This window comes from Indiicoccus explosivorum (assembly GCF_002167005.1).
In the GTDB taxonomy this organism is placed as follows: Bacteria; Bacillota; Bacilli; order Bacillales_A; family Planococcaceae; genus Indiicoccus; species Indiicoccus explosivorum.
Genome location: NZ_NHTN01000027.1, coordinates 1 through 24,810, shown reverse-complemented (window position 1 = coordinate 24,810; position 24,810 = coordinate 1). Strand labels below are relative to the sequence as shown.

The 24,810-nt window shown below is 55.8% G+C and carries 22 protein-coding genes and 1 riboswitch; of the genes, 7 read left to right on the top strand and 15 right to left on the bottom strand.

All coding sequences use genetic code 11. The features are described from left to right. Nucleotides 1–55 precede the first annotated feature (55 nt). The 3 genes from CCE92_RS09500 to CCE92_RS09490 all read right to left on the bottom strand — a co-directional run bounded on the left by CCE92_RS09500 (nt 56) and on the right by CCE92_RS09490 (nt 3,131). Nucleotides 56–1,486 carry an MDR family MFS transporter gene (locus CCE92_RS09500; RefSeq protein ID WP_088007293.1) on the bottom strand — a complete coding sequence of 477 codons (1,431 nt, stop codon included), beginning with the start codon at nt 1,484–1,486 and terminating at the stop codon, nt 56–58. Between the two features lie 122 nt (nt 1,487–1,608). Further along, entirely contained in the window at nt 1,609–2,463 is an 855-nt protein-coding gene (gene ypfJ / locus CCE92_RS09495) for a KPN_02809 family neutral zinc metallopeptidase (protein WP_088007292.1), read from the bottom strand. A 68-nt stretch (nt 2,464–2,531) separates the two neighbouring features. Continuing rightward, entirely contained in the window at nt 2,532–3,131 is a 600-nt protein-coding gene (locus CCE92_RS09490) for a class I SAM-dependent methyltransferase (protein ID WP_088007291.1), read from the bottom strand. Nucleotides 3,132–3,313: 182 nt separating this feature from the next. On the opposite strand from CCE92_RS09490, the gene CCE92_RS09485 reads away from it, so the two are divergent. From CCE92_RS09485 to CCE92_RS09470, 4 genes are all read left to right on the top strand, one after another. Next, complete coding sequence (locus CCE92_RS09485; RefSeq protein WP_241535952.1) at nt 3,314–5,137, top strand: GAF domain-containing sensor histidine kinase; 1,824 nt, start codon at nt 3,314–3,316, stop codon at nt 5,135–5,137. Further along, the gene (locus CCE92_RS09480) at nt 5,130–5,765 is read left to right on the top strand and encodes a response regulator (protein WP_088007290.1); all 636 of its coding nucleotides are present in this window, start codon (nt 5,130–5,132) and stop codon (nt 5,763–5,765) included. The genes CCE92_RS09485 and CCE92_RS09480 overlap by 8 nt, the downstream gene beginning before the upstream one ends. Before the next feature lie 304 nt (nt 5,766–6,069). Next, on the top strand, nt 6,070–8,526 hold the full coding sequence (locus CCE92_RS09475; protein ID WP_088007289.1) for a S8 family serine peptidase: 2,457 nt from the start codon (nt 6,070–6,072) through the stop codon (nt 8,524–8,526). Between the two features lie 226 nt (nt 8,527–8,752). Then, the gene (locus tag CCE92_RS09470) at nt 8,753–9,373 is read left to right on the top strand and encodes a class I SAM-dependent methyltransferase (protein WP_088007288.1); all 621 of its coding nucleotides are present in this window, start codon (nt 8,753–8,755) and stop codon (nt 9,371–9,373) included. Nucleotides 9,374–9,493: 120 nt separating this feature from the next. On the opposite strand, the gene CCE92_RS09465 is transcribed toward CCE92_RS09470, so the two are convergent. After that, a complete protein-coding gene (locus CCE92_RS09465) occupies nt 9,494–10,030 on the bottom strand; it encodes a recombinase family protein (protein WP_088007305.1) in 537 nt (178 codons plus the stop codon). Between the two features lie 142 nt (nt 10,031–10,172). Here CCE92_RS09465 and CCE92_RS09460 point away from each other — a divergent pair, with 142 nt between their 5' ends. Both CCE92_RS09460 and CCE92_RS09455 read left to right on the top strand, forming a co-directional pair. After that, nucleotides 10,173–11,636, top strand: coding sequence for a SulP family inorganic anion transporter (locus CCE92_RS09460; RefSeq protein ID WP_088007287.1), 1,464 nt, complete (start codon nt 10,173–10,175; stop codon nt 11,634–11,636). A 15-nt stretch (nt 11,637–11,651) separates the two neighbouring features. After that, on the top strand, nt 11,652–12,071 hold the full coding sequence (locus CCE92_RS09455) for a universal stress protein (RefSeq protein WP_088007286.1): 420 nt from the start codon (nt 11,652–11,654) through the stop codon (nt 12,069–12,071). Nucleotides 12,072–12,125: 54 nt separating this feature from the next. On the opposite strand, the gene CCE92_RS09450 is transcribed toward CCE92_RS09455, so the two are convergent. The 5 genes from CCE92_RS09450 to CCE92_RS09430 all read right to left on the bottom strand — a co-directional run bounded on the left by CCE92_RS09450 (nt 12,126) and on the right by CCE92_RS09430 (nt 16,334). After that, nucleotides 12,126–12,536, bottom strand: coding sequence for a type II toxin-antitoxin system death-on-curing family toxin (locus CCE92_RS09450; protein WP_088007285.1), 411 nt, complete (start codon nt 12,534–12,536; stop codon nt 12,126–12,128). Then, on the bottom strand, nt 12,533–12,787 hold the full coding sequence (locus CCE92_RS09445; RefSeq protein ID WP_088007284.1) for an AbrB/MazE/SpoVT family DNA-binding domain-containing protein: 255 nt from the start codon (nt 12,785–12,787) through the stop codon (nt 12,533–12,535). Before CCE92_RS09445 ends, CCE92_RS09450 begins: the two co-directional genes overlap by 4 nt. A gap of 288 nt (nt 12,788–13,075) precedes the next feature. After that, nucleotides 13,076–13,987 (bottom strand): homoserine kinase, encoded by a 912-nt coding sequence (gene thrB, locus CCE92_RS09440; protein WP_088007283.1) that lies wholly within the window; start codon nt 13,985–13,987, stop codon nt 13,076–13,078. After that, the gene (gene thrC / locus CCE92_RS09435; RefSeq protein WP_088007282.1) at nt 13,984–15,045 is read right to left on the bottom strand and encodes a threonine synthase; all 1,062 of its coding nucleotides are present in this window, start codon (nt 15,043–15,045) and stop codon (nt 13,984–13,986) included. Before thrC ends, thrB begins: the two co-directional genes overlap by 4 nt. Continuing rightward, complete coding sequence (locus CCE92_RS09430; RefSeq protein ID WP_088007281.1) at nt 15,042–16,334, bottom strand: homoserine dehydrogenase; 1,293 nt, start codon at nt 16,332–16,334, stop codon at nt 15,042–15,044. Before CCE92_RS09430 ends, thrC begins: the two co-directional genes overlap by 4 nt. 132 nt (nt 16,335–16,466) lie before the next feature. Between CCE92_RS09430 and CCE92_RS09425 the strand changes: the two genes are divergently transcribed. Further along, entirely contained in the window at nt 16,467–17,834 is a 1,368-nt protein-coding gene (locus CCE92_RS09425; protein ID WP_088007280.1) for an aspartate kinase, read from the top strand. Nucleotides 17,835–17,929: 95 nt separating this feature from the next. Here the strand turns inward: CCE92_RS09425 and CCE92_RS09420 are convergent, their stop codons facing one another. From CCE92_RS09420 to CCE92_RS09395, 6 genes are all read right to left on the bottom strand, one after another. Continuing rightward, complete coding sequence (locus tag CCE92_RS09420) at nt 17,930–18,394, bottom strand: flavodoxin domain-containing protein (RefSeq protein WP_088007279.1); 465 nt, start codon at nt 18,392–18,394, stop codon at nt 17,930–17,932. Then, a complete protein-coding gene (locus CCE92_RS09415) occupies nt 18,375–19,412 on the bottom strand; it encodes a ribonucleotide-diphosphate reductase subunit beta (RefSeq protein ID WP_420913234.1) in 1,038 nt (345 codons plus the stop codon). Before CCE92_RS09415 ends, CCE92_RS09420 begins: the two co-directional genes overlap by 20 nt. A 13-nt stretch (nt 19,413–19,425) precedes the next feature. Continuing rightward, nucleotides 19,426–21,705 (bottom strand): ribonucleoside-diphosphate reductase subunit alpha, encoded by a 2,280-nt coding sequence (locus CCE92_RS09410; RefSeq protein ID WP_088007277.1) that lies wholly within the window; start codon nt 21,703–21,705, stop codon nt 19,426–19,428. 1 nt (nt 21,706) lies between these two features. After that, nucleotides 21,707–22,192 (bottom strand): acyl-CoA thioesterase, encoded by a 486-nt coding sequence (locus CCE92_RS09405; RefSeq protein ID WP_088007276.1) that lies wholly within the window; start codon nt 22,190–22,192, stop codon nt 21,707–21,709. Between the two features lie 151 nt (nt 22,193–22,343). Further along, a riboswitch (cobalamin riboswitch) is annotated at nt 22,344–22,521 on the bottom strand. A 93-nt stretch (nt 22,522–22,614) separates the two neighbouring features. Continuing rightward, nucleotides 22,615–23,697: a GGDEF domain-containing protein gene (locus CCE92_RS09400; RefSeq protein WP_088007275.1), complete on the bottom strand. Its 1,083-nt coding sequence runs from the start codon at nt 23,695–23,697 to the stop codon at nt 22,615–22,617. A 129-nt stretch (nt 23,698–23,826) separates the two neighbouring features. Further along, a complete protein-coding gene (locus tag CCE92_RS09395) occupies nt 23,827–24,468 on the bottom strand; it encodes a YIP1 family protein (RefSeq protein ID WP_162287854.1) in 642 nt (213 codons plus the stop codon). Nucleotides 24,469–24,810: the final 342 nt, after the last annotated feature.

Below are 24,810 nucleotides of genomic sequence, written 5' to 3'. Positions count from 1 at the left end.
CCTTCATTAGCAAGATTTTCTGTCTACTTCATCATGCACGAACAGCCCGCCGATTTCAATCGGTGTTTTGGGCGGCCGTTTTTTTCTTGCGCGACGGCGGGGCCGGCATGAGGAAAGCGATGGCCACCCCGGCCGCGCTGGCGATACCGACGGCGAGGAACGTGATGTTGACGCCTCGCACGAGCCCGTCCGCACCGTAGACTTCAGGATTCAGGGCGGCGCTCGCCATCACCGTGACGAGGAGCGCGGTGCCGATGGAGCCGGACACTTGGCGCACCGTATTATTCAAGGCAGTGCCGTGCGGAATGAGCCGCTTCGGCAGTTCATTGAGTCCGGCCGTCGTCGCCGGCATCATCACCATCGCGACGCCGAGCATCCGCACCGCGTTGACGGACGCCAAGTAAGTGAACGACGTCTCGACCGACAGATCCGAGAACATGAAAGTCGTGACGGCAACGAGCAGCAGACCGCCGATCAGCAGCCACTTGCCGTAGCCTTTGTCGAATAACCGGCCGGTGACCGGATTCATGAGGCCCATGACAATCGCGCCCGGCAGCAGCATGAGTCCCGACTCAAGCGGTGAGAACCCGTGCATATCCTGCATGTAGATCGGCAGGATGGTCGCACCTGAAATCATGGCGACGAACACGATGACGCCGAGAATCGTCGCCAGCGTAAACACGCGGTAACGGAATACGTTGAATTCCAGAAGCGGCCGTTCCAAATGCAGCTGACGCCGGATGAACAGGAAGAGGGTGACGACCCCGATGCCGATCGACAGCAGGACCGGCCAGCTCCCCCAGCCGAAGTCGCCGGCGCTGCTGAATCCGTACAGGATTCCGCCGAAGCCGAGCGTCGACAGGATGACCGACGGAATATCGAGTTTCGGGAAAGACTGCTCTGTCACGTTCTTCAGCAGGAAATAAGCAGCAGCCAGGTTAATGAGCGCAATCGGGACGATGATGTAGAAAAGTACGCGCCACGGATAATGCTCCACGATGTATCCGGACAGCGTCGGCCCGATCGCCGGTGCGAACGAAATGACGAGGCCGAACAAGCCCATCGCCTGCCCGCGTTTCTCGATCGGAAAAATGACGAAAAATACCGTCTGGATGAGCGGCATCATAATTCCGGCGCCCGCCGCCTGCACAATCCGGCCGGACAACAAAACCGGAAAGCCCGGCGCGACGGCGCAGATAAGGGTTCCGGCCGCGAACAGGCCCATGGCGGTCAGGAACAGGCTTCTTGTTGAAAACCGCTCGATCAGAAAGGCGGTCACGGGAATCATGACGCCGTTGACGAGCATGAATCCGGTTGTCAGCCACTGTGCCGTCGTGGCGTCGATGCGGAGGTCTTCCATGATCGGCGGCAGTGCCGTTGCGAGGAGTGTCTGGTTGAGGATGGCAATAAACGCGCCCGCAATCAGGACTGCGAGCAGCGGGACTTTATTGATTTCTCTAGGTTCGACTTCTTTCGGTCTGGCCATGTGATCACTTCTTTTCCATTGTGGATTTCCTATTTTTCCCCTCTATCCGTCTGATTATACGCAAACAGAAGCGCACAGGCAAAGACCGCAACCCGACCCGTGCGGATTGCGGTCTGCTTTCTCTATAGATCTGTCGCGTTGAAGGTGTCACCGCCTTCGATCATCCCCGTCTCGAAACCGTGGTAAAACCAGCGCTGGCGCTGCTCGCTCGTGCCGTGCGTAAAGCTCTCCGGCATAACATAGCCTTGCGATCGTTTTTGGATCGTGTCATCACCGACCGCGCTTGCCGCTGTCAGCGCTTCTTCAAGATCCCCTTCTTCGAGGTAGCCCATGCCTTCCGCGTAATGCGCCCACACGCCGGCAAAGTAGTCCGCCTGCAGCTCGAACTTCACCTGATATTTGTTGTATTCTTCCTCGCTCAGCCTTTCGCGCAGCGGCTGAAGCTGTTCGGTCGTGCCGAGAAGCGTCTGCACGTGGTGTCCGACTTCGTGGGCAATGACGTACGCCATCGCAAAATCGCCGGGCGCCTGGAACTGCTGGCGCAGCTCCTGATAAAAGCTTAAATCGATATATAAGTTCTGATCGCCCGGGCAGTAAAACGGCCCGACTGCCGAACTCGCTGTTCCGCATGCCGAATCGACCGCCCCCGTATACAGGACAAGTGTCGGTTCCACATATTCGAGGCCTTGCTCCGCAAACAGTTCACTCCACACCTGCTCGGTATCCGCCAGGACGACCGACACGAAATCCGCGAGCTCCTCTTCTTCCGCTGTCGCTTCGTACGGCACATCACTCGCAGGCGCCGGTTCACTGCCGCCGAGCAGCGCACCCGGATCGCCGCCGAGGAATACGAATAAGAGCACAATGATGATTCCGCCGAGCCCGCCGCCGGCAATGACCGGCCCGCCGGCTCTGCCTGTTCTTTTGCCGCGCCGGTCTTCCACATTCCGGCTGCCTCTTCGCCCTCTCCATTTCATGCAGTTTCCTCCAATTCCGGTTGCTTGTCTACCGTCTATACCCCGAAACGGGAACTGCCATACATCCTTCATTCCTTCCGGTAAACTAAAAACCGCTCGTTGCTGTTTTTTTCGTAAAGCTCCGGCACCGGCACTTCCAGGATCCGTTCAAACGTCCGGTCCGCGAATTCGGTGTAATCCGACGTCGGAAAATAAAGGATGAGCGTAACCGGACGCGGCTTCGCTTCCGCCGACTTCAGGATCCGGCCGGCGACCGTCATGAAAATCTGAACCGAAAACGGATTGAAAAAATAAAACACGGAATCATCCGGCTCCACTTCGTATTCCTCCGCCAGACAGCGCAGAAAGCGCACGCTCCCTGACTTTTGCTTCGTTCTCGCTAAATAGCCCGCCTGGTTTTCGAGCGCTTCCTGGTACAGGTGCCCGCTCATCTCCACACCCGTCGCCCGCACGCCGAATCGGTCATGGACAAAAAACGGCACCCGTCCCTTGCCGCTTCCGAAATCGACGAAGCCGCCGGACGGTTCGATGCCTCCTTTATTGAATAAATGATCCAGCCCCGTGTAGGGCGTCGCTTCGTACCGGTTATAGTGCGCGGACTGGTAGATCCCTGTAATGGTGCCCGCTGTCCGGATGCCGAGCTTCCGGTCCCATTCATGTTCGGTCATCTGCCTGTTCCTCCTTTCCTTCCGCCGCCGCTGTGCGATGGCTTTCAACTGTGCCGGGGAAGTTTTCAAAAAAATGGACCAATTTTCCCGCAAGACTGCTAAAATAGTAAGAAAATGACCGAGAAAACGGCTGGAGAAGGGTCCGTCCCCGCTCCTGCCGCCGAGAACAGGGGGGATCTCATATGAAAACAGCGACCGGCAGGCAGCGGCTCCCGCAATGGTATATGGCGGCCATTTCCGCTGCCGGCTGGACACTCGGGGGTTATTCGGTCCTGAATTTACCGGCTTTCGGTGATCCGGTCGAACTGCTGCTGCTCATGGTGTTCCTTTTTGTCTGTGAGTATTACCCCATGCCGTTTCCGAAAGGGAGCTCATCGCTTTCCTTTCCTGTCGTTTATCTCGTCTACCTGATTTATGGCTTTGAAGTGGCGGCCGTGCTCCACTTCCTGTCCGTCCTGGCGGCAGCCCTCTTGAACAGGCGGCCCGCACGGATCGTTTTCTTCAACCCGGCACAGTTCGTGCTGAGTCTCGGTGCCGCCCATCTCGTTTTTTCTTCGCTCCTGCCCGGCGCCGAATCCGGAGCCGTGCCGGTGGCGGTCCTGTTTTTAGCATTCATCTGCGTGTACTATATTATCAACAATACCATTGTCGACCTCGTCCTGATCATGCGGCCTGAAAAATATCCGTTCGCTGTGTGGGCGGCAAAAACGCGCGGCGAGCTGTTCAGTTTCGCCATTTCGCTCGTCTACGGGTTCCTGCTTCATTTCCTCGGCGGCCAAACCCGCAGGGAGCCGGATGTTTTCACTTACTTTTTCTTCCTGTCCCCGCTCATGTTCCTGTCCATCCTCAGCTCGGTGATCATCCGGCTTCGGGCGGATAAACAGCGGCTGAAGGCCCTGTTCGATTTTTCTTCCGAATTGAACAGAGCGATTCCGGCCAAAGACTGGGAAGGACACATCCGGGAACAGATCAGGCAGATCGTCTCTTACGAAGAATGCTTTTTGCTGATCCAGGATGAGAAAACTGGCTGGCAGCTCGCCCTTTCTGACGGCACCTTCACCATGCCCGAGGACAGCAGCGGCTTCAGCCGGCTGGAACAGCTCCGCCGGACCGCCGTCTATAATAAGCCGGACTGGAGCCATGCGCCGCTCTCTGAAGGGTTTCGCGAAAACGTACAGACCGCTGTATATGCGCCGCTCACGCTGGATGATGAATTGATCGGCTGCCTCATCCTGACCAAGACCCGCACCCGCGGGTTCACGGATGAAGACGTCCGGTCGAGCCAGACAGCAGCGAACCAGCTGGCCATATTCCTGAAGACCAAATGGCTGTTCAATGAAAAAGAACAGCGGGTCCTGCTTGAAGAGCGGAACCGGATCGCCCATGGCATCCATGACGGGATCGCCCAGACACTGGCCGGCGCCGTGATGAAACTCGACACCGCCGCCAAAAAAATCGGCGGCCGCCCCGAAGAAGCCCGAAAGCTTGTCGAGGACAGCAGCGGCATCCTCCGGGATGGCCTGAAAGAAGTCCGGAATTCCATCTACTCGCTCCGGCCGACACCGCCCGAAGAACTCGGCCTCCATGCAGCGATCGAAAACAAGATCAGCGGGCTGCGCCAGCAGTACGCCCGCGGTCCCGAATTCACTTTCCGGAGCCAGGGTACCCGGTTCGGGCTCAGCCTGCCTGCTGAGAAAACGGTTTTTTCCATTATGCAGGAAAGCGTCCAGAACGCCATCAAACATGCAAATGCTGCGCGGATCGATGTGCTGCTCCGCTACCAGCACAACGAGGTCTTCCTGAAAATCAAAGACGACGGCATCGGCTTCTCCCTTTATGAAGCCATGGCCAAGGCAATGAAAGAACCGCATTACGGCATCATCCAGATGAACGAGAGCGCCGCGAAAATCGGAGCGGTCCTCCAGATCGACAGCAGCCCGGACGGAACGGAAATCACCATGCGGATTCCGAAGACGGCATTGGAAGGAGAGGAAGCGGTTGATTAACCTCATTTTAGTCGATGACCACGCCATCCTGCGTGATGGCCTGAAAACAATCATTTCACAAGAACCGGATATGGCGGTGATCGGTGAAGCGACCGGCAGCGAAGATTTGCAGCAGCTGCTCGGGACCGGGACGCCCGATGTCATCCTCATGGACATCAACATGCCGGACGTCGATGGCATCGAACTGACCAAACGGGTCAAGGCCCAGCATCCGGCGATCAAAGTGATCATGCTGACCATGTATAAGAACGATGAGTATTTCATGGCGGCCATCCGGGAGGGCGCGGATGGCTATCTGCTGAAAGATTCGCCGTCGGAAGACGTCGTCGCAGCGATACGCACCGTCAACAGCGGGGAATCCGTCATTCCGCAGGCGATGACGAAAAAACTGCTGTCACTCCACCAGTCGGACCCAAAATCCGGGGATTCCCAGCTCACCCCCCGGGAAAAAGAAGTGCTCATGTGCCTCGTTGAAGGCCTCTCCAACAAGGAAATCGCCGGCCGGCTCTATATAAGTGATAAAACGGTCAAAATCCATGTCAGCAATATTTACCGGAAACTCGATGTCAAAAGCCGTTCGCAGGCGATCATCTATGCGGTACAGAACAAGCTCGTCCCGCTGATCTGACTTCCCCGCTGCCGGGACAGCGGGATTCCGGTTCCGGCGATTTCAAAGAAAAACCGGCCGGGAAAGGCCGGTTTCCCTTCCGGAATCCTCTTGTCTTTTCTTCCTGCTTCTATCTCTCAAACAAAACAGTTTACCCGCCTTCTCATCCCTTCTAAACGCATTTCCTCAAAAATACGCCGTCTGCAGTAGGAGGGTTAGTCCTCCCGGTCTCTTAAAATACGTCCTTAGCGGAATAGCAACAGCCTTGTAAATTTCCCATAATAAAAGTAAGAATTTTAATTTTATTATGAAAAGAGGCTGAAAGATGAAAAAATTCCTGTCCGTCCTAAGCATCGTGTTCCTCGTCCTGTCGCTTCTCCCGGCTGCAGCCGCTGCGAACACAACAGCTGATTCTCTCGCCGCTGTAGACGAAAAAGTTTGGTCGGCGTTCGAGTCAGCGGATGCTGCGCAAGTTGTCATCACATTCAAAGGAGACGCGAAACCGACAGCAAGTCAGCTCGATCTCCTCGAAACGCTCGGCATCGACTCGGCCATCGCCATGGAAAGCCTGCCGATCGCCGGCGCCATCGCGACAAAAGCACAAGTCGAGAAACTCGCTCAGAGCGAAGAAGTCCTCTCTGTCTTCCTGAATGAAAAACTGGAATATTATAATGCGGACGCCACCAAAATCACAGGCGTCGATAAAGCACAGACAGACCGCTCCTTCCAGGAACTGAACGGCGGCTTCCCCGTTTCCGGTGAAGGGATCGGCGTCGTCGTCAATGACTCGGGCGTGGACGGCACGCATAAAGACCATGAATTCGGCCGCAACCTCGTCCAGAATGTATTGGGCCAGACGAACCTCCAAAACATTGTCGGTATCGTCCCTGTATCTTACACGGAAGGTGTGATTAACACCGATACGAATTCCGGTCACGGGACGCACGTCGCCGGCACAGTCGGCGGGACAGGCGTCATGTCTGACGGACTTTATGCGGGAGCCGCACCGGGTGCTGACCTCATCGGCTACGGTTCAGGCGCTGCCCTGTTCGTCCTCGACGGCATCGGCGGATTTGACTACGCCTTGACACACCAGTCGGAGTACAACATCCGGATCATCACGAACTCGTGGGGATCTTCCGGTGATTTCGATCCGCTCCATCCGATCAACATCGCAAGCAAGAAAGCCTACGATCATGGAATCACGGTTTTATTCGCTGCCGGGAACTCGGGGCCGGGCGAAAACACGCATAACCCATACGCGAAAGCACCGTGGGTCATTTCAGTCGGGGCCGGTGTAAAAGATGGCACGCTCGTTGACTTCTCTTCCAGAGGTACGAAAGGAGTCGGCGGCACATTCGAGCTGGATGGCCAGACGTGGACGTGGAAAGATGAGCCGACAATCGTAGCGCCTGGTGTCGACATCGTTTCCACACGCGTCATCGCACCGGTGTCCTCACTGGCTGCCGAGCAGGATATCAACACGCTCGATCCTGCCCACGTGCCGTATTACACCATCATGAGCGGAACTTCCATGGCAACACCGCATGCGGCCGGCGTAGCAGCGCTCCTCCTCGATGCGGAACCGACGCTGTCACCTGACGACATCAAAGAAATCTTTACAGATACGGCGACGAACATGCCGGGCTATGAGACATGGGAAGTCGGAGCCGGCTACTTGAACGCCTACGCGGCGATCGACGCGGCATTCAACGGAACAGAGTACGGCGCGACGCTCAACAGCACGAAAGACTTCAATGCTTCCGTCCAATCGGAATCAAACACGGAAAATTTCGCAGTCGATTACACGTTCAGCGTCAGCACGCAGCACGCATTTACTGTTGAAGAAGGCACTTCCGTCCTGACAGCGAAAGCGGATGCGGCCGGCCTGATCGGCCAGACGGGCAATCCGGTGAATCTCGTCCTGATTGCGCCGGACGGAACGGAGTACAGTTCCGGGATCAGCCTCCTGTTCGCCACGACATACGAGCGCACGGTGGTCGTCAATGGTCCGCAGCCAGGTGAATGGAAACTGGAAGTGCGCGGCCTCCACGGCACGGAAGAAAATCCGGTCGGCCTGGCGGTTCCGGAAACTGTCCAGGGAACGATCAAAACGACACGAATCAGCGGACTGACCGGCGCGGATGACATCGCTGGCCACGAAGCAGAAGAAGCCATCGCTTTCGGTATCCAGAACCGCCTGTTTGATTCGTACGAAAACGGCAAATTCCAGCCGGATTCGAAACTGAATCGCGCGGAACTCGCTACTTACCTCGTTATGGGCGCCGAGGTTCGCCAGAACTTATCTGAGGCGCCGGCCTTTGGAGATGTCTCAGCGGAACTGCTGCCTTTCGCCCAGGCAGTCACGGCGCAAGGCGCGGCATTCCGGGACTATGACCAGTTCGATGCCGGTGTCATGACGCTGGCGTCTAATGGGACGTTCAACCCGAAAGGCCACGTGACAAAAGCGGAACTCGCCTACTCGCTCGTCCAGGCGCTTGGACTTGAAGATGAAGCGCAAGCGTTCACGGGTGATGTGACGGTCCAGTATGGCGACACACGCGTAGCCATCACGGATCAAGGTGAAATTCCGGCCCATCTGAAAGGATATGTCCAGTATGCACTTGATCTGAACATCTTAAACGCACAGTTCGCGGTTGAACAGGGCACATACGATCTCGAACCGACGGTGACAGCGACGTTCAGTCCGGACGAGCAAGTGACGCGCGGCGATTTCGCCGTAGCCTTCTCCCGGTACTATGAAGTGTTTTTTGCACAATAAATGATGAAAAGGCCGGCTCTTTGAGAGTCGGCCTTTTTTCTGTTGAACTATGCGAGTTTCATTAGTTCCGGTCTGAATTCCACTAAATTGGCTGCGAATTCCACTAATTTCCTTCTGAGTTCCACTAAGTTCCGATTGAATTCCACTAAGTTCCGATTGAATTCCACGAAACCGGCGCTCAGGCTGTGCTACAGTAGTAGAATGAACCAGGAAAGGAGCATGCCCTATGCGCCCGACGGAAGAACGCATCATACCGGACCAGATGGATCCGATGAACGGCATGCTGCTCGAGCATATCGCGCGCTATCACTTCGCGATTCATTATTGCACCGGTGATGTACTGGATATTGCTGCGGGCGCCGGATACGGGACGCAGCTCATCGCAAAGTCCTGCAAAGAAAAAGTGAACAGCGTCACCGGTGTGGATCTGTCGCAGGAAGCGATCACGTACGCGCGCGGACGCTATCATCATCCGCTTGCCCGCTATTTGCAGGGAAACGCACTCGACAGTACGTTCATGAAATCAATCGGTCCGTTCGATACAATTATAAGTTTCGAAACGATCGAGCATGTGCCGGATGACCGGCTGTTTCTCGACCGGCTCATGTCTCGCCTGAACCCCGGCGGCACGCTCATCCTGTCCACACCGTTCGGACGGGGACGCGGAAAACCGAGCAATGATCCGTTCCACACCCACCAGCTTACGCAGGATGAATTCAGGGAGCTTTTCAAGGATTATCCCGAAACGGAATTCTACTATCAGCGCGGCGTCCTTATCGAGCCTCCGCGCGATGATATGTATCACCCGATCGGCATTGCGCTGTACCGGAAGCTGATAATTGACTGAAAAAGCCGGCACCCGATTCGGGTACCGGCTCTTATGCGGAAAGTCAGTCTCGTGTCGATCACCGCTGGAATTGTCATCAGAATACAAGGAACGAGAATCGGTATGTCCCCTTCCCTCCTCTCAGCTTTCCAGGTTCCGGTACAGCGTCGACTTGCTGATGCCGGTCTTTTCCTTGATCTCCTCAAGTGAATACTGCTTCGAATGGTACATCGCGATCGCTTCCTCGACGGCATCCCGTGATTTTTTCGGACGGCCCGCGCTGTGCCCTTTTTTCTGCGCTTCCAAAAGCCCCATTTTCGTTTTCTCACTGATGATATCCGACTGGAACTGCGCCAGTTCTTCCAGAATGGTCCGGAAAGAATATGTCTGTTCGGTAGTGATGCCGCCCGCCAGCACATGCAGAACCGCACCCTGGCCGTCCAGCTGCCGGATGATATCCAATAAATGACGCGTCGAATCCGCGAGCACCGGGAGACTGCAGACATACAGGGCATCCCCTTCACCGAGCCTTCCAAGCAGATCATCCAGCACGGTGCGGCGTTTCGCCCCCGCATGGGTTTCCCCGAATACGCGGATTCCCTCTACCGCTTCCAGCTTCTCGAGCTGCCGCCGGTTCGCTTCATCATCCGCAAGCGGACGCATATAACCATAGTTCATTTTTTCACCCTCCGTATTTTTCACGCGGTCCATTATAGCACATCCTTTCAAAAAAACTTCCCAATCGTTTCTTTACGGTTCCTTTTTGGGAAATTACGTGCTATACTGCCCCTCGTGATTCAAAACGAAAGGATTGAAGGAATTGACAGACTCTATTAATCAGCAATGGTTTTCCAACATAAAGGGTGATGTCCTGTCCGGAATCGTCGTCGCACTCGCGCTCATTCCGGAAGCGATCGCGTTTTCCATCATTGCCGGCGTCGATCCGATGGTCGGATTGTACGCTTCGTTCATCATCGCCGTCACCATTTCGTTCATCGGCGGCCGTCCGGCGATGATTTCCGCCGCGACCGGCGCCATGGCGCTCGTCGCCGCGCCGCTCGTGCGGGAGTACGGTGTGGATTACCTGCTCGCCGCCACGATCCTGACCGGCGTATTCCAGCTTTTATTCGGCGTATTCAAAGTCGCCAAACTGATGAAGTTCATCCCGCGCGCGGTCATGATCGGATTCGTCAATGCGCTCGCAATCCTCATCTTCATGGCGCAAGTGCCGCATTTCCTCGGCATTTCGAATATGACTTATGTATTCGTCGCAATCACGCTTGTCATCGTTTATCTCCTGCCGCGGTTTTTCCGGGCGATCCCGGCGCCGCTCATCGCGATTCTCGTCCTGACATCCATTGCGATCTATTCGGATTTCGAACTGCGGACAGTCGGCGATCTCGGAACGATTACCCAGTCGCTGCCGGCATTCCTGATTCCGAATGTACCGCTCACGCTTGAAACGCTCATGATCATCCTGCCGTATGCACTGGCCTTGTCGGTGGTCGGACTGCTGGAATCACTGCTGACGGCCACCATCGTCGATGATATGACCGACACAGGCAGCGAAAAGAACCAGGAAGCGCGCGGCCAGGGCATCGCCAACTTCATCACCGGTTTCTTCGGCGGCATGGCGGGCTGCGCGATGATCGGCCAATCGGTCATCAACGTGAAGTCCGGCGGGCGCACCCGCCTGTCGACGTTCGTCGCCGGCGTGTTCCTGATGTTCCTGATCCTCGTGCTCGGTTCGCTCGTCGTCCAGATTCCGATGGCGGTCCTCGTCGGCATCATGATCATGGTGTCGATCGGCACGTTCGACTGGTCGTCGTTCTCTTATATGAAAAAAGCGCCAAGAGGGGATGCGCTCGTCATGCTGACGACCGTCGCCATTGTCGTGTTCACGCACGACCTGTCGAAAGGCGTCATCGCCGGTGTCATCTTAAGCGCGGTTTTATTCGTCGCGAAGATCTCGAAGATCCGTGTCAATAAAACCATCATAGCCGGGACGACACGCTATGCAGTCGAAGGCCAGCTGTTCTTCGCTTCTGTCGAAGATTTCGTCAACGCCATCGACACGGACGTCCGAAATGAAAAAATCATTCTCGATTTCACTGCCGCCCACATTTGGGACGATTCCGGTGTCGGCGCAGTCGACCGCGTCGTGCTGAAGCTGAAAAATGCGGATAATCACGTCGTCATTGAAGGGCTTGACGGCCCGAGCCGCCGACTGGTCGAGAAAATCGCCGTGTTCGATAGCGAACACGCCAAACTGCCTTCACATTAAAAGGGGGAAACGTTGATGTATCAATCCATACTGCTCGCTGTCGACGGCTCGAACCATTCGATCCGCGCGGCACGGGAAGCGATCAAAGTCGCCGCGTTCAATAAAGAATCGAAATTGACGGTCGTCTACGTCGCCGACCATAACAACGCGAAAACGGAAGTGCTCCATAGCAACAGCACGGAAGAACTCGATCTTGCCCGCCGCAAACGGCTTCAGCCGATCGAAGAAGCGCTGGCGACGAACGGTGTCGACTATGTGGTGAAAATCCTCCATGGCACACCGGGGCCGGCGATCGTCGAATTCGCCAACGACGGCGATTTCGACATGCTGATCATCGGCAGCCGCGGCCTCAATGCACTGCAGGAAATGGTGCTCGGCAGCGTCAGCCACAAAGTCATCAAGCGCGTCGACTGTCCGGTGCTCGTGGTAAAATGAATGCAGCCGTGCGAAAACCCCTTCCCGGAATCATTCGGGAAGGGGTTTCTGTGTTCAGCTCGGTGATTCAATCGGTGTTGCATGTTGTTCTAATACTTCTTTGATTTCCTCGGTTGTGTAAGCACGTTTCACAACGTCCACAACAAAATCCTCTTCAGTTCGGGGAGAGGGAAAACGCAACGTATAGCTATTATAGCGGTAGAAAACCGCTGTACATAAGATAGCTGTCCGTTTATTGGCGTTATGGAAGCAGTGATTTTGAGCCAGAGATTCCAAAAGAGCAGCAGCTTTTCCATGAATCGAGGGGTAGGCATCCTCCCCGAAAAGCGATTGCTGCGGCCTCTTTAACGCAGAATCCAAAAGTGCGTGATCTTTCACGCCCGGCTGTTCATCTGCCGAGTGTTCCAAAATCACTTTCTGGTTAATCATAATGGCCATTTCAGCGGTGATGAAAACAGTCTTCATCTATTGACTAAACCCTTCAGTGCCTCGTGGTGCGCTTCCATTTCTTCTTCAAGCACTTCGAAAAAATCTGCCGGAATACCATCAGGCAAAGAAACCATGCGAGGCGCTTTCTTAATGACGACTTGATTTCCGACCAGTTCTACTCGCACTTCATCGCCTTTAATCAATTGCAGTGCCTTCAGCATATCGCTCGGCAAAGTCAATCCCACTGAATTACCGATCTGCGTCAAACGTCTTTCTGCAGCCGCCATACCTTCACGTCCTTTACGTTATAATAGTTACCTTATGTTATAACTATAATAACATTCCGCAAAAACCGTCTGCAAATTAAAACGTCTCTTTCGGAATGAGTGGAACGAAGCAAGCCTGCCCCGGAAGAATGGAGCAAGCTTTTTCATATGTACTGCAGCAGTTCTTTTTCCTTTCCCGATTCCATCAGACAGCCATTTCCACTCTGTGTATCGTATCCGCGAGGATCCGCAGTTCTTCCGCAGCTTAATACATCAGGGCGTTCCCGTCAGCATGAAATGAAGAGCTCTTCACCCTTTACAGGATGCGGCTTTCGACTTGACGCCCCAGATGGAAGGCTTTGTCACCATGCAGTCGTATTGCGGATAAAGCACCCGCAATTCCGCAGCAATCATCATTTCCTTCCCTTGAGGGACTGCGACGAAAATCGATGGCCCTGCGCCGCTGATGGCAGAACCGTAAGCGCCGAGGATTCGGGCGGTCCGCCGGATCTCGTCGAAATGAGGGAGCCGTCCGGTCCGGTACGGTTCGTGGAAGACGTCCCGCTCCATCAGCCGTCCAGCCGTTTGCCAGTCGCCGCTGACAAGCGCGGCACTCATGGCATTGGCCGCCGCGCTGCCGGAAACCGCGGTATGGTGGGCGACTTCATCCGGCAGCAGCCCTCTCGACTCAGCGGTGAGCAGTGAAGCCGCCGGAACAAGCAACAGAACCCCGATGGCCGGCTCCGCCACCCGGACCGTCTCCAACTCCGCCCCATCATAATAAGAAATGGTCAGCCCGCCCATGAGGGAAGCTGAAATATTGTCGGGATGCCCTTCAAGCCGGCTGCCGATTTCCACTTTCCTGCTCATCGGCCAGTCGAGGCCGAGCAGCTGATCGGCGATTTCAATTCCGGCCGCGATGGCGGAGGCACTGCTGCCGAGGCCTTTTCCGAGCGGGATTTCCGACTTCACCTGCAGGTGCGCAGCAGGCAGCGCCTGCTCCGCTTCCGCTGCAGCGGCGCGGGCAGCCTTGACGATCAGATTATCCGGACCTGCCGGCAAATGGCGATGATCCGCATCCAGATAGTCGATGCGCCATTCCGCCGCAGGTGTGACATGCACAGACAAGTACAGATCGAGCGCAAGGCCGATGGAATCGAACCCCGGGCCCAGATTGGCAGTGGATGCCGGAACACGGACTGAAAACTGATGCCCGCTCATGCTTCCACGCCCCGCCGCAGTTCCGCTAAGAACCGATCGATCGTTTCCGATTTGAGCGTTGCCTTCTGCCGGTTGACGGAAATGGCGGTGTCAGGGTCTTTAAGGCCATTGCCTGTCAGGACCGCGACCACCGAAGCGCCTTTCGGCAATTCGCCGCTTTCGGCCCGCTTTTTGATACCGGCGATGGAAGCGCAGGATGCCGGTTCCGCGAATACCCCTTCTGTCGAGGCAAGCAATTGATACGCTTCCAGGATTTCTTCGTCTGTCGCCGCCAGAATGGTCCCGTCCGATTCCCGCAGCGCATCCAATGCCAGCTGCCAGCTGGCCGGATTGCCGATCCGGATGGCGGTCGCCACCGTTTCCGGATTTTCGACGACCTTCCCGGTCACGATCGGAGCAGCACCCGCCGCCTGCACACCGAGCAGTTCGGGCCGTTTAGCTCCGGTCCGTTCCGCATATTCCGTAAACCCTTTCCAGGCAGCCGAAATATTGCCGGCATTCCCTACGGGCAGCGCGAAAATATCCGGTACGCCTCCGAGCTGTTCCACAGTTTCGAACGCGATGGTCTTCTGCCCTTCCAGCCGGTACGGATTAACGGAATTGACGAGCGCGATGTGCTCTTCCCGGCCAAGCTCCCGTACCATTTCCAGCGCTTCGTCGAAGTTGCCCTCGATTTCCAGAATTTCCGCCCCGTACATCTTCGCCTGCGCCAGTTTGCCGAGCGCGATCCGCCCTTCCGGAATGACGACGACCGTCCGGAGGCCGGCACGGGCGCCATAGGCGGCGGCGGAAGCGGACGTATTGCCGGTGGAAGCGCAAATGAGCGTCGTTTTCCCTTCTTCTTTCGCTTTCGCGACAGCCAGCACCATGCCGCGGTCCTTGAATGAACCGGTCGGGTTGGCCCCTTCAAACTTCACGTGAAGGTCGATCCCCCACTTTTCCGACAGTGTATCGAGCCGGATCAGCGGTGTGCCGCCCTCTTGCAAGGTCAGCGCCGGCGTCGCTTCCGTCACCGGCAGCCATTCCTTATAGCGCTCGATCAGACCGGGCCACATCATACCGATTCCTCCCCTGCGATCCGGTAATGGCTGATCATGCTCGCCAGCCCTTCCAGATCTTTTGTGATGTCCAGGTGCTGCTGCCGGGAAATGCGGTGCGTGACCAAGAGCAGTTCCGCTTTCCCTTCTTCTTCGCCCGGGTGCTGGATGACCGATGCCAAGCTCGCCCCCCGTCCGCTGTAGACCGCTGTCACCTTGGTCAGCACGCCGACTTCATCATCGACAGACAGCCGGTGGAAGTACTTGGCGATCTGTTTATCCGGCGGCTTGATCGCCCGCTCGTGCTGCGGAGCATGCTGCCGCTTCCCGTTCACTTCCAGCAGCAGATTGCGGCAGGCCGCGATGACATCCGCCACAACAGAAGTCGCCGTCGGAAGCGACCCGGCTCCCGGTCCGTACAGCATCGTTTCCCCGACAGCCGCACCATGGATATAGACGGCATTGAATTCATTGTTCACAGAAGCCAGCGGATGCGCATCCGGCAGGAAAACCGGTTCGGATACCACTTCGATCCCGTCTTCATCCGTCTGGGAAGCACCGACCATCTTGATGGTGTAGCCGATGCGGGATGCGAGTTCCACATCGCCGTCCCGGATCTCGTCCATGCCTCTCACGAGGACGTCTTCAAGCGATACTTCCGTCGAGTAGGCAAGGGATGACAGGATGACCATTTTTCGTGCCGCATCAAGGCCGCCGACATCCGCAGTCGGATCCGCTTCCGCGAATCCGAGGGCCGTCGCTTCCGCGAGGGCATCTTCATAGCTCATATTTTCCTGTTTCATTTTCGTCAGGATGAAATTCGTCGTCCCGTTCACAATTCCCATCAGGTTCGAAATGCGGTCGGATGCCAAGCCGTCTTCGAGCGTCCGGATGATCGGGATCCCGCCCGCGACGCTCGCCTCGTAGAACAGATCCTGCTTCTCCGTGTCCGCCAGCTGCAGAAGCTCATGACCGTACAGCGCCATGACATCTTTATTGGCCGTCACCACTTGCTTTCCGGCGCGCAGCGACTGCTCGATCGCCTGTTTCGCTTCCTCGATGCCGCCCATCACTTCCACGACGATATCGATGGAAGCGTCTCCGATCACTTCATCCAATTCAGCGGTGAAGACGTCCGGAGGCAGCCCTGTATCCCGTTTTTTTGTGATGTCTTTAACAAGCACTTTATCGATCGACACTTCCGTTCCAAGCTTATGCAGCAAGTCCTGCTGATGCTGCTGGACGATTGCAGCAACCCCGCTTCCGACCGTCCCGAATCCCAATAATCCGACTGATACCTTATTTGCCAATTGACGCACCTCCATGCTCTCTGTACACTAGTGGGAATACCCAACGCCCTTGTGATTCTGTCATTATAGAGGTCATTGTCAGGCAATACAACCAAATTCGCAAATTTTGATAATAAAGAAGGTGGGGATGAAATGAAAGTCTGTAAATTCGGCGGCACTTCCCTCGCGAGTGCGCAGCAAATCAAAAAGGCGGCCGCGATCGTCACATCGGATCCGGCCCGTCGGATCATCGTCGTTTCAGCCCCCGGCAAACGGTTCGAAGAAGACACGAAAATGACGGATCTCCTCATTTCGCTCGCTGACGCCGCTTTGTCGGGCGGAGATACAGCAAACGGCTTCCGGCGGGTCATGGACCGCTACGATGAAATCATCAGCGGACTCGGACTGGATACCGGCCTGCTTCCGGCCATCGAAGAGGATCTGTACAACCGGCTCCATACAAACCGGGACAATCCACCCCTTTTCCTCGATACACTGAAAGCGAGCGGCGAGGATACGTCCGCCCGCCTATTCGCCGCTTACTTGAATTCAATCGGCCTGGCTGCCGAATACTGCAGCCCGAAAGACGCCGGGCTGCTCCTGGACGAGCCGCCCGCTTATCCCCGGCTGCTCCCTGAAGCGCACAGCCGGCTTGCGGCATTGAAGGATCGGGAGAAAATCTCTGTCTTCCCCGGATTTTTCGGTTTTTCGGCTTCAGGCACGCTGCGGACATTCAACCGGGGAGGATCCGACATCACCGGTTCCATCCTTGCCGCCGCCGTCCAGGCCGAGCTGTACGAGAATTTCACGGACGTCGATTCCGTATTCGCCGCCAATCCCCGCGTCGTCGATCAGCCGGCCAGCATCAGCCGCATGACGTACCGCGAGATGCGGGAACTGTCCTATGCGGGCTTCGCCGTGCTCCATGACGAAGCGCTCATGCCCGTCTACCGGGCGGCAGTGCCGTTATGCATCAAAAATACGAATAATCCCGATGCACCCGGAACGATGATTACAGCGGAACGGGACTTCTCGGAACGGCCGGTCACCGGAATTTCGTCGGACAGCGGCTTTTCCATCCTCTACGTCAGCAAGTACTTGATGAACCGCGAAATCGGCTTCGGCCGGAAACTGCTGCAGATTCTCGAGGAAGAACACATCTCCTATGAGCATGTCCCTTCGGGAATCGATGATCTGTCCATCATCATCCGCAGCCGGCAGCTGCGGCCCGGACAGGAAGAACGGATCGTCGGACGGGTAAAGGCGGAACTGCAGGCCGACGACGTCTATTTCCGGCATCATTTTTCCATGGTGGTCCTCGTTGGTGAAGGCATGAAACATACAACCGGCCTTACCGCACGGGCTGCGGCCGCGATCGCCCGCACCGGTGCCAACATCGAAATGATCAACCAGGGATCATCGGAAGTCAGTTTGTCCTTCGGTGTGCTTGAACACGATGAAACGAAGATCCTCCGCGAACTGTACAAGGAATTCTTTTCTCCTGTCTACGCGGGGCTTTGAGTACTTCCGCAGTATGGCGGTCAGGCGCTCTTCTTTAAAACTTGTCAATTAAAACAACCGGCGAAAACCGCTTGATTTTTCGCCGGTTGTTTTTTTCATTCCGCAATGGCTGTCAGCCGATTCAAAACCGATTGTGCCAATTTCCTGCACCGCACCCGGTCCTCTGCCTGGGGAGCCAGTTCCACTTTCAGTGTCGCGGCAAGCTCGGTATGCACAAACAGCATGTCCCGAAAGGCATTTACCGCCCCGCAGTAGTTCGGATAAAAGCTGTCGCCGGTGCCGAATACGGCTGTCACGAGCGACCGGCAGTCCGCCGACTCGAACGTATCGTAAAGGTTAAGCATGGCATTCGGAATCTCCCCCTCTCCCCACGAATATGTACCGATGAGAACCGCATCATAGCGGGTGACCGACTCCGCCGGAAAGCTGCTGATGTCAGCCAGTGTCACATCTGCTGCCGCTTTCAATTCATGTGCAATCCTATTCGCCAGCAATTCCGTATTGCCGGTTACTGACGCATACACGATGGCCACTTGCGGTTTACAGCTCATCGAACCCATTGGACTGCGACACTTTCGAATACGCCCGCGATTTCTGTTCGAAGAAATCCGATTTCGTTTCATTCATCATTTCATCGCTGAATACATGAATCCACGGCATCGGGTTATCCCGGCTCTCGTACAGGTTGTCGAATCCGAGCTGCCGGAGCCGTTTGTTCGCCAAGTATTCGACGTATCCCTTGAATTCACCGAGGTCAATCCCTTCAATGTCCGCCAGTATGTGGTCGGCCCACTCTTTTTCCAGCTCTACTGCCGAGCCGATCGATTCCCGCACATACGCGGCATTCGCTTCCGTATTCAGTTCCGGATTTTCCGCCAGCAGAATCCGGATGAACTGGGCAATAAAATACGCGTGCTGCATTTCATCCCGCTGGATATAGCTGATCATCGTGCTCGTCTTCAGCATTTTCTGCCGGCGTGCCAAGTGATAAAAGAATGCGAATCCGGCATAGAAATAAATGCCTTCCAGGTTGATCGAGTTCACCGCCAGCCGGAAAAGTGTGTCCGGCGCCGGCGATTCCATAAATTCCTCATACGCGTCCAGAATAAGGCGGTTCCGCTTCTGGACAAGCGGATCCTCTTTTGCCTGATCAAAGCGTGCGTTCTGTTCAGCGAGCGGAACGAGCGAGCTGAGCACGTACGAATACGATTCCGTATGGACCGCTTCCTGCTGGGCGATGACCGCAAAAATCGATTTAAAACTGGAATCCGTCACGTAATCCATCACTTTGCTCATCGTCGGCGTCTGCAGGCTGTCTAGTGAAGCAAGCTGCGTATTGACCCGCAGGAAGACATCTTTCTCCGTCTCCGTGAGCGCGTCCCACTGTTTAATGTCATCCTGCATGTTGATTTCCTGCGCTTTCCAGAAATTCGCGAGCAGCGCCTGATACAGATCATACATTTGCGGATAGGCGATATCATTCCAGTTCAGTAAGCCCGAGGACCGCCCGTTAATAATGCCTGTCGACCGGTTCGGCTGCTCCGAGTTCAGCAGGCGAATTTTCGTCAGCGTCTTCATGTCCATTCCTCCTTCAGCTCTCGCACGCTTCGCATGCTTCCAGTTCCGTCTGCGATGTGCTTCTCACGTAATACGTCGTCTTCAGTCCGTGCCGCCAGGCTTCCTGGTGCAGCCCAAGCAGCTCTTTCGCCTTGATGTCATGCCGGACATACAGATTAAAACTGATGCTCTGGTCAATGTGGCGCTGGCGGGCGGCGTTCTGCCGGATGCTCCATTTCTGGTCGATCGTGTGCCGCGTGCGCCGGTACACATCATACGTCCGGTGATTCAGATCCGGCGCGGTCACCTTGAACTTGAAATTCTTCTTTTCTTCTGCGAACTCCACGGCGTACAGCGGATCGATGCCATCGGTCGAACCGCCGATTTTCGCAGTCGACGAGTTCGGCGCAACCGCCATGAGCCAGCCGTTGCGCATGCCGGACGCCGCAAGCTGCCGCACTTCATCCCACTGGGCCCCGCTGTATCCTTTTCGGTCAAAATAAACACCGGTTTCCCATTCCGATCCGCCAAATGCCGGATATGCACCTTTTTCCGCCGCCAATTCCGCAGATGCCCTGATCGTATGGAGGGCAATCTCTTCATATAATTCACCCGCAAGCGCGACCGCTTCATCCGATTCCCATTGGATGCCTTTCAGTGCCAGCAAGTGGTGCCAGCCGAATGTTCCGACGCCGACACCGCGGTACTTTTTGTTCGTGGCGTCCGCCTGACCGACTGAAATCGTATTGAGGCCGATGACGTTATCGAGCATCCGCACCTGAATCGGAAGCAGCCGCTCCAGTACGCCATCCGTCACGGCTCTCGGCAAATTGACCGACGACAGGTTGCAGACGACAAAATCCCCCGGTTTCCGGACAATCACCACATTGCCGTCTTTGTCCGTATACTCTTTTACAATTGACGTCGCTGACATATTTTGTGCGATTTCTGAACAGAGGTTACTGCAGTAAATCGACGTCCGCCCCTCCCCGTTCACATGCTTGTTCGGATTTTGTCGGTTCACTTCGTCGCGGTAGAACATATACGGCGTTCCGGTTTCCAGCTGTGCAATCATGATACGGGCCATCACATCCATCGCCCGGTATGTTTTCCGCGGCAGGAGCGGATGGTTCACCGCTTCCTCGTACTTTTCAGTGAAATGCCTCCGGTCCGTCTCATCATAGAAATCTTCAAGACCGAGCGGATTGCCGTCCGCGTCTTTCCAGCCCATCACTTGTCTGACCTGGTGCGGGCAGAACGTATGCCACTCACCGATGCTCCGGCCCGATTCATCCGTCTCCTCCAGTTTCCGCATGAACAGATCCGGAATGGACACTCCTGTGAAAATATCATGCGCTTTTCGGCGCTCATCGCCGTTATTCGTCTTCAGGTCGAAAAATCCATTCATGATGTCCTTATGGAATACGTCCAGGTAGACGGCGACAGCTCCCTGCCGCTGCCCGAGCTGATCGACACTCACCGCCGTATCGTTCAGGAGCCGGATCCACGGGATGACGCCGGATGAATTGCCTTTGAACTTTTTAATATCCGAACCGAGCGCGCGCACCTTGCCGAAATAGACGCCGAGTCCGCCGCCGTCTTTCGACAGTCGCGCCGTATCCCAGTTGTTCAGGTAAATGCTGTCGAGCGAGTCGTCCACGGTATCGATAAAGCACGACGACAGCTGGCCGAACCGTTTGCCGGCGTTCGCCAGCGTCGGGGTCGCGACCGTCATGTACAAGTTCGAAAGTGCCCAGTACGCTTCTTTTATTAAGGAAAGCCGCTTTTCTGCCGGTTCCTCGCGCATCAGCGTCATGGCGATGACCATGAACCGCTCCTGCGGCAGTTCAAACAGCCTGCCGTCATAGTCTTTCGCCAAATACCGGTCCGACAGCAGGAACAGACCGATGTAATTGAACAGCAAATCCCGCTCCGGCCGGATCCAGCCGCTGATCGTCTCGATTTCAGACCTTGAATAACCAGCGAGCAGCTCTTCCGAATAAATGCCGATTTCCGTCAGGCTTTGGATCAGCGGATACAAGCCGCCATACTTTGCGGAGCTGTCATACGCCCTGGAAACAGCCGCCTTTTCATACAGTTCATGCAGCAGCATCCGCGCCGCCACATACGTCCAGTCCGGTTCCGCCATCGAAACGGAATTCAGCGCATAATGCTTGACCGCTTCCCGCTGCTCCGCCACCCCCTTCCCTTGCATGACAGCTTCAAGCCCGCCTGACTCCAGCCGGTACTTCGCCGCTGCTTCCTGAACCTCTGCCCAAACCGTACCGTTCATTTCCGCCGTTTCCATCTTCATCTCAAGTCGCCTCCCCTGAAAAATCACTGATGCGCAGCCGCCGGTTCCGCCTGAATGATGCCGTCTGGTACAGCCGCTTTTCTTCTTCCGTTTCCGGAATCACACCTGGCACCGGTACCGGATGGCCCGCCGCATCAACGGCCACCATCGTCAGCAGCGCGGTGGTCGTCAGCATGACCGCCCCGGTATCTCCCTTTCGGCACCGCACTTTCACGTACACTTCCATGGAGCTTCTCCCTGTCGACAGCACCGCGCCTTCCAGCGTCAAAATGTCACCGGTCCGCGCGGATGACAGGAAATTCACCGTGTCGATCGATGCCGTCACGACCGCCTGTCCGCTGTGCTTCATCGCGGCGATTGCGGCAATTTCATCGATGTACGAAAGTACAGTGCCGCCGAATATCGTACCCATGTGATTCGTGTCCGGCGGCAGCACCAGCTTCGTCTGCACGGTCCGGGATTCGCCCGCCGGCAACACATGTTCCATTCGCTGTCCCCCCTTCCGCCAGTGCACAGCAAAACCCCCATCCTCGGTATGAGAATGGGGGTCTGACAGCGCAGCGGCAACTGAAAAAGAACAGAAAAAACCTGCTTCCCAGCATACACCCGCGCCGCAGCCTCCCTATTCCCGGAGAAGCTTGCATGCTGCAGAAACGGCAGGTCTCCTGGCTTGCGCTTCTTCCTTCCCGCCTCCTTCCCATCACAAGTGACAGTGGATTCAGCAGGTCGTCAGCACTTACAGTTGCGGGTACAGCTCCGGATTTCCACCGGATTCCCTGTTCGGCCTTTTCAGGCACCGTTTCTACTGGCTATATCAATATGTAGTTATCTTTAAAAAAACAAACACTAAATGTGGTGCACACCCACTATACCGAACGTACCGGATCTTTGCAACCCCTTCCCTGCATTTCACACGGCGACCCGATTTCTTCCTGCCCGTTTTGCGCGGTACAGCGCCTGGTCGGCCTCCATAATCGCTTCTTCGAACGTTTTGTCCGTCAGGATCCCGCTCAAGCCGATCGAGATGGTAAGACGGCCGCCGGGCTGCGTCTCTTCTCCAGGGAACGCCTCGCTTTCCACTTTACGACGGAGACGTTCCGCAATCGCCACAGCGTCCGTCCGGCTCCGCACTCCGGTAAAGCAAAGGACGAACTCTTCTCCGCCATAGCGGGCGTACAGATCTTCGGGACGCATCGTATTCATCAGAATCCGGCCGATTTTCTGAAGGACCGCATCTCCGGCCGGATGGCCGTGCGTATCGTTGAATTGCTTGAAATGGTCAACGTCGAACATGGCGATGACGAAGGAATTCCGCTGCCGCTCCAGCTTTTTCACGTTCTGACGGAAGTAGGACAGGTTATACAGATTCGTCATACTGTCCGTCCGCGACAGGATTTCCAGCTCCCGGATCGCCAGCATTTTCCGGTTGGAATCGTTCAGCATCAACGCCATGCACAGGACGGCCGACAGTTCGAACAGAAACAGGATCAGAAGATGCTTCATTTCGGCGCCGACCGCAGCCGACAGGACCGTCAAGCGCACCGCTGCGCTTGCCAGGAATGCGCAGAGCATATAGCGGAGCGGAATGAGCGTGTACGGCGGTTTATAATCCGCCGGCCGATGGAACACCGCGCCCGTCACGTAAGGCAGCCAAATACCGACAGCCGCTTCCGGGAAAACGTCCGGACCGCCGAGATAAGCATGGAACAATGTCGGAAGGAGGACTCCGAGCAGGCCGAGCCGCCATCCGAAAACATAGGCAAGCAGAAAAACCGGAACTGCCCGCAAATCGAACAGGAAATCCGCTCCGCCGACCGGGTGCGCCATGACCGCCACACTCATCAGACTGAAAAACAGCGGAACACTCCATGAATAATATTGAACAGAAGAACCGGCTTTTTTAACGATCATTTCTTTCAGTTTCAGGAAAACGACCATGAACGAAGCGATGAACGTGATATTTGCGAGGAAAACGCTTAATAGATGAATCACATCAAATTTCTCCTTAACCTCTTGGTTATAAGCGAAGTATACCAAAAGTAGGAAAAAAGTCTATATGTAAATCCATTCATTTATTATTTTTTACCTACAAAAGCCCCGAACGAATTCGGAGCTCTTTCTTCAGCCCATCGCACCGAAGGCGATGGCCACAACAATTGCGATAAGGAGCGCCAAAAAGGCAAGACCGGTCACCAGAACAATGAAGAACCCTTTCCAGCTTGAAATCCTGTGCGCTTCACCGATGCTCTGGCATTGAATGACAAATACCCAGACCGAGACGACGATCAGCACGATGGTCGCAAAGACGGTCCATGCGACTTCGCCTCCGCTTACCAGTGTTTCCGCTGCCGGCTCCAGGAAAAAGGTCGCCGGAAACGCCAGCATCCAGATGAGCAGGAACGGAAGAAGCCAGATATTCGGTATCTGCGCAGTGGCGACAGCCCGGAACATATCGGGGTACGTCGCCTTTCCCCTGAACAGCTTCCCCACAAGCAGGAAAACCGCAGCTGAAATTGCTGTCCCGATCACCCCGGCGATCGGTCCGAGCAGGATGGTCCCCAGCACAATGCCGATTACCGGAAATGTCTCATTCGTCCGGGTATCAAGCGTACCGAGCAGAGCCCCCGATATTCCGGCGAGGGCCACAAGGATCCAGACGAACCCGTCCGATTTCTCCTCGATGACATACCGCACGGTTTCACGGGCATGCAGCCAGACGGCGGTGAATGGATTCAAGTCCCGCCGATAGTTTGTTCCTTCCACTATTCAATCCCTCTCTTTCTCTCTCTCTCTGCCATTATTCCATAAAGTGGAGGTTCTTGTCTGCGCTTTTCCGGCTTTTGGACGAACCGGTGGAACTCCGGCAAGGTCCGGCCGGCCGTTCCTTCCTTCCTTTCCATCGCCGACCACTTACAAAAAACCGCATTTGCCGGGTTTTATCATCTTCCTGCAGCTGCCGCGAGGAGCCTGGGAATATTCTGGCTGAAATCCGGTTCAATGATGCCTTTTTCGGTGATGGATTGGCCGTGATGTAATCGGAAGGCGTCACGTCGAAACGCCGGATTGTAGACGGCTGTCGCTTCAGGCGCGATGGGAGCTTTTCCC